The 7,553-nt window shown below is 63.9% G+C and carries 9 protein-coding genes and 1 other RNA gene; 6 read left to right on the forward strand and 4 right to left on the reverse strand.

All coding sequences use genetic code 11. The annotated features are described in order from the left end of the window. The first annotated feature begins 1 nt into the window (after nt 1). The gene (locus tag EN742_RS17165; protein WP_128333061.1) at nt 2-178 is read left to right on the forward strand and encodes a TOBE domain-containing protein; all 177 of its coding nucleotides are present in this window, start codon (nt 2-4) and stop codon (nt 176-178) included. Nucleotides 179-366: 188 nt separating this feature from the next. Here EN742_RS17165 and EN742_RS17170 read toward each other — a convergent pair whose 3' ends face one another. Next, complete coding sequence (locus tag EN742_RS17170; RefSeq protein WP_127406238.1) at nt 367-1,161, reverse strand: thymidylate synthase; 795 nt, start codon at nt 1,159-1,161, stop codon at nt 367-369. Between the two features lie 142 nt (nt 1,162-1,303). Beyond that, nucleotides 1,304-1,615 (reverse strand): DUF2853 family protein, encoded by a 312-nt coding sequence (locus EN742_RS17175; RefSeq protein WP_127406234.1) that lies wholly within the window; start codon nt 1,613-1,615, stop codon nt 1,304-1,306. Between the two features lie 166 nt (nt 1,616-1,781). On the opposite strand from EN742_RS17175, the gene ssrA reads away from it, so the two are divergent. Continuing rightward, nucleotides 1,782-2,142: a transfer-messenger RNA gene (gene ssrA, locus EN742_RS17180) on the forward strand. A 178-nt stretch (nt 2,143-2,320) separates the two neighbouring features. Here the strand turns inward: ssrA and EN742_RS17185 are convergent. Beyond that, nucleotides 2,321-3,526: a multidrug effflux MFS transporter gene (locus EN742_RS17185; protein ID WP_126053950.1), complete on the reverse strand. Its 1,206-nt coding sequence runs from the start codon at nt 3,524-3,526 to the stop codon at nt 2,321-2,323. Between the two features lie 184 nt (nt 3,527-3,710). Between EN742_RS17185 and EN742_RS17190 the strand changes: the two genes are divergently transcribed. The 4 genes from EN742_RS17190 (at nt 3,711) to EN742_RS17205 (ending at nt 5,509) form a co-directional block, all read left to right on the forward strand. After that, nucleotides 3,711-4,400 (forward strand): TetR/AcrR family transcriptional regulator, encoded by a 690-nt coding sequence (locus EN742_RS17190; RefSeq protein WP_127406233.1) that lies wholly within the window; start codon nt 3,711-3,713, stop codon nt 4,398-4,400. A gap of 119 nt (nt 4,401-4,519) precedes the next feature. Then, nucleotides 4,520-5,053 (forward strand): SspB family protein, encoded by a 534-nt coding sequence (locus EN742_RS17195; RefSeq protein WP_126053948.1) that lies wholly within the window; start codon nt 4,520-4,522, stop codon nt 5,051-5,053. Between the two features lie 18 nt (nt 5,054-5,071). Next, nucleotides 5,072-5,269: a DUF4169 family protein gene (locus EN742_RS17200; RefSeq protein WP_126053947.1), complete on the forward strand. Its 198-nt coding sequence runs from the start codon at nt 5,072-5,074 to the stop codon at nt 5,267-5,269. Between the two features lie 9 nt (nt 5,270-5,278). Continuing rightward, nucleotides 5,279-5,509 carry a ribbon-helix-helix domain-containing protein gene (locus tag EN742_RS17205; RefSeq protein WP_126053946.1) on the forward strand — a complete coding sequence of 77 codons (231 nt, stop codon included), beginning with the start codon at nt 5,279-5,281 and terminating at the stop codon, nt 5,507-5,509. Here EN742_RS17205 and EN742_RS17210 read toward each other — a convergent pair. After that, nucleotides 5,506-7,553 (reverse strand): AsmA-like C-terminal region-containing protein (locus EN742_RS17210; RefSeq protein ID WP_281034971.1); only part of this gene is annotated, 2,048 nt, incomplete at its 5' end. The two genes, EN742_RS17205 and EN742_RS17210, sit on opposite strands and share 4 nt — an antisense overlap.

Below are 7,553 nucleotides of genomic sequence, written 5' to 3' on the forward strand. Positions count from 1 at the left end.
CATCCTCAAGGGCACGATCGTCAAGGGAGCCACCACCTCGCATGTCCGCATTGACACCGGCGGTGCCGTCGTCACCGCCTCGATCACCAACGAGGCGGTTGCCGACCTGAAGCTGGAAAAGGGCAAGCCGGCCTATGCCGTGATCAAGGCCTCGGATGTCATGGTCGGCATCGACTGACGGCGATTGTCGGAGGGGTCAGACTCCAAATTCTGACATTGGGCCGAAGGTGCGTTGAGATTCAGGTCAGGCCGAGCCGAGAACGGCTGTTTCCGAGAACCGGAGCGGAGCCTACTTAAAGTGCGTGAGCACCGGAAGCGCAGGAAACCGCCGTTCGCAAGCCGGCATCACCTGAATATCAGCACACCTCAAACGGCGATCGGCGCCTTGATGGTGGCATCGGCGAAGTAGTTCTCGAGCCGGAAATCCTCGAACCGGAAGGCAAAAAGGTCCTTCACCTCCGGATTGATCCACATCGTCGGCAGCGGCTTCGGCGTGCGCCGCAGTTGCTCGCGCGCCTGCTCGAAATGGTTCGAGTAGAGATGCGCATCGCCAAGCGTATGGACGAAATCGCCGGGCTTAAGCCCCGTCACCTGCGCCACCATCAGCGTCAGCAGCGCGTAGGAAGCGATATTGAACGGCACGCCGAGGAAAATGTCGCCGGAGCGCTGGTAGAGCTGGCAGGAGAGGCGGCCTTCCGAGACATAGAACTGGAACAGGCAGTGGCAGGGCGGCAACGCCATCGCCTCCACCTCGGCGGGGTTCCACGCCGAGACGATCAGTCGCCGCGAGTTGGGGTTCCGGCGTATCTCCTTCAAAAGACCCGCGATCTGGTCGATCTCGCCACCACGGCCGTCCGGCCACGAGCGCCATTGCTTGCCATAGACCGGACCGAGGTCGCCGTTCTCGTCCGCCCATTCGTCCCAGATGGAGACGCCATTGTCCTTGAGGTATTTGGTGTTGGTGTCACCGGCCAGGAACCAGAGCAGCTCGTGGATGATCGACTTCAGATGCAGCTTCTTGGTTGTCGTGACCGGGAAGCCGCGTGAGAGGTCGAAACGCATCTGGTAGCCGAACACCCCACGGGTGCCGGTGCCGGTGCGGTCGCCGCGGTCGACGCCGTTCTCCAGCACATGCTTCAACAGGTCGAGATACTGGCGCATCGGCTTGGCCTCGATTCGGGTGTCAAGCAATCATAACCGACCGGCCGTCGATCGAATACCACAAAGCCCGCCGCAGATGTGGACGCGCCGATGTGACGGCGCCGGCACCAGGTCGTGCCGGCTGCCGCCCTGTCGTCATGCTTCAGAGGGAGCCGAGCTTGCCGAGATCCTTCGCCACCAGATAGTAGAAAGTCACCCGGCTTTTGGTGTTGTCGGAGGCCATCGCCTTGCAGGCCTTCTCGATCGCGCCATCGGCCTTGTTGGCGTCGGCGACGCCGAGCTTCTTGGCGGCCCAGTTCTCCCGCACGCGTTCCAGTTCCTTCGGGTCCGTGCAGGACACCAGCGAGGAATCGCGGTTTCTGAGCGCGATGCCCAGGTGCTTCACGATCTTCTCGACCGCGTCGGCGCTGGCGCCAGCGTCGTACTTCTTCACATCCGCAAGATAGTCGGCCATCGGAAAAATCCCCTCCTCGGCGCCACGGATCCGGTCGATGAGGCTTGTGGCGCGCTACGCAATCTGTGCGCTGGGTAGCAACTCCTCACCGGTGCAAAGCTTCGGTTGAGCGCGCCGGCAAGTCAACCCTCGACGATCCATTTGAGATAGGGACAAAGTCCCGTTCGGCCTTTCAATTTCCATGATCGGCCCCTATATTCGTTTCGTCGGCTTGACCGACTATGGCGATAAACAGGCGATGCAATAAGCCGTTCGGACCCGGGGGCGGTACCCGGCGCCTCCACCAAAAACCGCTCTTTCGAAAAGAGCGGCTTTTGCTGGGGGCGAAATAGGATCGACGAAGGTGTAAAGATCGTACTTTTGCCCGGCATTGTACCACCGTCATCGGGCTAAACTTATAGTTGCCAACGACAACTATGCGGAAGCTCGTCTCGCTGCGTAATGCAGTGCGAACGCTTCAAATCAAGCCCTAGAGGTTCGCACTTCTAGGCGGGGTTCGGAGGTACCTGGCAACAGAAACCTCCACTTCTCCCCTCCTCCCACTTTTTGCAACCGCAAGTTTTTTTGCCCAGGCGCGGGGCCACGACCTGTTCCCGCGCGTCCAATCGAGGCGCGATTGCGTTTCGTTCCCGATGCGGCGGGTTTATGCAAAACATGAAAAAGGCCGGGCGAGCCCGGCTTTTCTGTTACGATATTGAGCGTTGCTTACTCGGCCGGCGCTTCCACCGTCTCCCGCGCGCGGCCGAGCGTCAGCTTGGCGAGGGTGAAAGAAATCACCGCACAGAGCGTGATGCCGGCCACCATCGGCAGCGGGGTGCCGTCGAAGAACAGTCCGGCGACACCCATGGCCAGCGCACCAATGGCGAAATGCAGCGTGCCCATCAGCGCCGAGGCCGTGCCGGCGATCTCGCCATGCTCTTCCATGGCCAGCACCGAGGTCGTCGGGATGACCAGGCCGAGGAAGCCGTAGCCGACGAAGAGCAGCGCCGCCATCACGTCGAGCCGGTCGACGCCCGAGGCCATGATCGCGAACAGCGCCACCATCGTCGTCGCATAGCCAGTCACCGCCACCCAGACGACGCGCTTCAAGCCAAAGCGATCCGCCAGCATTCCCGTCAGTTGCGACATGCCGATGAAGGCAACCGCGTTGATCGAGAAGAACACACTATAGACCGACGGGGACAGGCCGTAGTGATCGATCAGGATGAAGGACGAACTCGACAGGTAGACGAAGAAGCTCGCGATGCCGAAGCCGGCAATCGAGACCAGCCCGAGGAAGTTGCGGTCGCCCATCAGGAAGCGGTAGCCCGACAACGCCGCGCCGAAGGATGAGCCGGCACGTTCCTCGACCGGCCGCGTTTCCTTGAGCGAAGTCGCAAGCAAGATGGTGGCAAGCACCGCCGCGCCCGTCACCGTCCAGAACACGGCGCGCCAGCCGAAGCTCTCGATGATCTGGCTGCCGGTCAGCGGCGCCAGGATCGGCGATACCGAAAACACCAGCATCAGCAACGACATCAGCTTGGCCGCCTCATTGCCGGTGTGCAGGTCGCGCACGATGGCGCGCGGAATGGCCATGCCGGCGCTGGCGCCGAGGCCCTGCAGGAACCGGAAGGCGATCAGCCATTCGATGGTCGGCGCCATCGCCGAGCCGATGCCGCCGACCATGAACAATGCGAGGCCGCCATAAAGCGGCAGCTTGCGGCCGACCATGTCCGAGATCGGCCCGACCAGAATCTGGCCGAAGCCCATCGACAGGAAGAAGATCAGCAGGCTCATCTGCACCGCAGAGGTGCCGGCATGCAGGTCCTCGCCGATCGACGGCAGGGCCGGAAGATACATGTCGATGGCGAACGGGCCGATGGCGGACAACAGGCCGAGCACGACCGCGATGCGGAGGAATTTGGGACTCATGATTAGGCTTCTTTCGGATCTGGCTGCCGCCGCGAAAGCGGCGTCTAACCCAGGACGTTCCATCCCGCGACATTCCGACACCTCAGAGGGGGACCTATTGTCTCTCCGGAGCGAATGCCTTGTGTTATGTCCACAAAATTAGACACTCTTGTCCAAATCGTCAATCGCCGCTATATAGTTTTTTATGAAGCCCTGCGTTTCTCCTGACAATTTCCCGCCACGCAGCCACGAGGCAAAGCGCATTTCGGTCGTCGAGGCCGCTGCTTCGGTCTTCTGCCGCGAAGGGTTTGCCGGCGCCAACATCGATCTGATCGCCGCCGAGGCCGGCGTGTCGCGCCAGACCGTCTACAACCATCATGGCGACAAGGAAAAGCTCTTCATCGCCGTGGTGCGCGACCTGACCGAGCGCTGCAACGCCGGCATCTTCGCCACCATCGCCACCTTTCCCGACCAGCCCACCGACATCGCGGCCGATCTTGTTGGCTTCGCCGTGCGCATGAACCGCAACTGCATCTGCAACCGCGACGGCAGGTTCTTGCGCAAGCTGATCCAGGCCGAGGGCGAGCGCTATCCCGAACTGTTCGCCGAATGGCGCGAGCAAGGCCCGGGCCGCACCTGGTCGGCGCTTGCCGCCCGCTTCGCCCGTCTTGCGTATGCCGGCTATCTCTCGATCGAGGACCCCGACGTGGCTGCGCGCCAGTTCCTGGCTCTCGTCAACGCGGAATTGCAGATAACCTTCATGCTTGGCGGCGCGCCAACGGAAAGCGAAGTGTTGCAATCCGCCAGCAATGGCGTGCGCACCTTCCTTCGCGCCTTCGGCAGGCAGAAGGCCACGGCGCATGCGGCCAAGAAGAGCGTGCTCGTCGGCGCCTGAGCCATCAAAACACCGGCAATGGCCCTCGCTTCGAGAGGGCTGCGATCTATATGCGGTTTACGCCGCGCTCAAGCTTCATTACAGCTATGCGGACGATTCAACGGAACCCGACCTGCTACATGGCCGACGACCACATCCGCTACGACATTCTGGCCCAGGAGGCGTTGCGCGGCGTTATGCGCAAGGTCCTGGCCGAAGTCGCGCGCACCGGCCTTCCAGGCAACCATCATTTCTTCATCACATTCCTCACCGGCGCGCCGGGCGTTCGCGTGTCCTCGCGGCTGCGCGAGCGCTATCCGGAGCAGATGACCATCGTCATCCAGTTCCAGTACTGGGACCTGAAAGTGTCCGACACCGGCTTCGAGGTCGGCCTCTCCTTTTCCGATGTGCCGGAGAAGCTCGAAATCCCCTTCTCCGCCGTGCGCGGCTTCTACGATCCCTCGGTCAATTTCGAGCTCGAGTTCGATGTCAGGACTGATGGGGCGGCCGAGGACGAACCGGCGCAGCCCACGCCCGAGCCGCTGGCCGTCGTCACCGAGAAGAAACCGGAGACGAAGAAGAAAGCCGCCGCCGAGGCCGACAAGAAGCCCGCCGCGGCAGACGCCGGCAAAAGCGCCGACGTGGTGTCTCTCGACGCCTTCCGCAAGAAATAATTCCCCGGACGGTGCGGCATGGGCGACGTCGTCAATCTCCGCCAGGTCCGCAAGCAGAAGGCGCGGACCGAGAAGGAGCGGCAGGCCGGCGAGAACCGTGCCCTGCATGGCCGCTCCAAAGCCGATCGGGACCGTGACCGCATGGCCGCCGACAAGGCCGAGCACTTCATCGCCGACCATCGCCGCGAAAAGCCTGGTGATTCAAACGAGAGCTGAGCGCCTTACGTGAGCCCGGTCGAAAAGCGTTCCGTGACCATCCGCGGCCATCGCACCAGCTATTCGCTCGAAAAGGCCTTCTACGACGATCTCGTCGCCATCGCCGCGGCGCGAAAGCTGACGCTTGCCGCTCTCGTCGCCGAGATCGACGAGACCCGTCCGCGCGACGCCAACCTCTCCTCCGCGCTCAGGCTTTGCGTTCTGGATTGGGCCAAACGCGGGAAGAGCGGTTCGTCCTAGCCGCCATCCAGCGACTTCAGCAGGTTGTCGATCGTGAACGGATTGGACTTGGGCTTCGGTGGCGGTGGAGCCGAACCGTCATTGACGCCAGGAAGGGAGCCATCGACCTTTGGTGCTTGCTGGGCGGCCTTGCGTTGGGCGTCCCGCTTGGCCCTTTCTTCCGAGGCGATGCGCAGTGCCTCTTCGGCCTTTCGGCGTTCTTCCTCGGCTTGCGCCTTGGCCGCCGCGTCAGCCGCCTGCTGTTCCACCCTGGCTTTCGCTTCGGCATCGGCCTTGGCTTTGGCGCCCGCCTCGGCTTGCGCCTTTTCCTCGGCCTCGGCCTTGGCTTTCGCGTCGGCCTCGGCTTGCGCCTTCGCATCCGCCTCGGCCTTGGCTTTCGCTTCGGCCTCCGCCTGCGCCTTTGCCTCGGCTTCGGCCCTGGCTTGCGCCTCCGCTTCAGCCTTTGCCTTGGCCTCAGCCTCGGCTTGCAGCCGCGCCTCCTCCTGTTGCCGGCGCAGTTCCTCGGCCGCCCGGTCGCGTTCGGTTTGCAGTGCCGCGTAATAGCGCACCTCGCGGCGCAGCCGCTGCTTCTCCAAGAGCGCGGCCTGCATCGCCTCGACCCGCTGCTGCTCCTTCTCCAGCGCGCGCTGCGTCAGGAACTGCGCCAGCGGCTCGCTATCGAACAGGCGGTCGGCGGCGCCGAGCGGCCCCTCGACACTGAAATTCACCGCCGGCTCGGAGCCGACCAGCGCCTCGTCGCCTGGCCGGTAGGTGATGGCGCCCTTTGCCGAGACGGTGCTGGCGTTGAGATTCGCCGTGACGTCGGCGGACAGCGTCGCCGCCGGATTGTCGAGGCTGATCGGCGGCGCACGCAGCGTGCCGCCGGCCACCGTGAAGGCAATCTCGGTGTCTTTGGCGGCAAAATTGCCATTGGCTGCGATCTCCGGCGCGAAGCCTGCGGTCTTGGCCGCGTCGATATCGCGCCCGATCGAATCGGCCTTCTCGACGAAGGCGGGAAAGGCGTCCGGGTTGACGCCGGCGATGGTGAGCCCCCTCAGCGTCGCCGTACCGGAACCGGACAGAGCGGCTGCCATCGCATCGACGGACTTGCCGCTGGTCGACAGCGCCGTCGAGACATCGCCACTGCCGCTCAGGCCGGCATTTGGCAACAGGGCCGAAAGATCGGCACCGGCGAGCTTCATCTGGCCGGAGAAAAGCCCGGTGCCGTCATTGTTCTTCAGCTCGAACAGGCCGGTCAGCGCGCCGCCGAAGAGCCTGGCCTTGAGGTCCGAGACGCGGATGCCCTCCTGGTCGAGCTTCAACGACAGCGACGCGTCATGGGCGGTGGCGAACGGCCCGGCGGCGAGCGCCCCCGTGGTCAGATCAAGGTCGGCGGTGAAGGGCAGGCTGGACTTCTGGCTGAACGGTGCCGTCGGCCAGCCGCCCTTGCCGGCCAGGAAGGACTGATCGCCGAACAGCGCCACCGCCGTCGGATCGAGATCGAGCTCGTCGAGCGCCAGCGCGCCGGCAAGGTGCGGCATTCCATCCTTCACGTCGACATTGACGTCGCCGGAAACGGCCGCCTCGTTGATGGCGCCGTTCAGCCCGCTCAGCACCAGCAGACCGCTGCCGAAATCGGCATCTGCAGCCAGCGAGGCCGAGGTTCCCGTCCCCATGCCCGGCAGGCCGACGCCGGTCGTCATCAGCCAGGGCTCGATGTCGGAACCTTCGAGACTGACCTTACCCTTGGCCGACACGCCCTGTTGCGGCGTATCGGCAACCGTTCCCTGGAACTCGGCCTTGAAGTCGTCGGCCGCCAAGCTGAAGTCCGTCGCCAGCCCGCCGCTGAGCGAGCCCTTGGCGGAGATATCGGTGGTCGCCTCACCCAACATGCCGAGCGGCAATGCCGGCAGGCCGTAGAGCGCCAGCAACGCGGCGGCATCCGGGCTCCTGGCGTTGAAGGTCAGCGCCAGCGGCGCTTCGGCCAGCTGATCGGCCTTGCCCTTGCCCGACAGCGATGCCGAAAAGGCCGAGCCGCCCGCCTTGCCTTGCGCGCTCATCGCCA

Origin of the sequence: Mesorhizobium sp. M4A.F.Ca.ET.020.02.1.1, from assembly GCF_004022645.1 — a bacterium.
Lineage (GTDB): Bacteria > Pseudomonadota > Alphaproteobacteria > Rhizobiales > Rhizobiaceae > Mesorhizobium.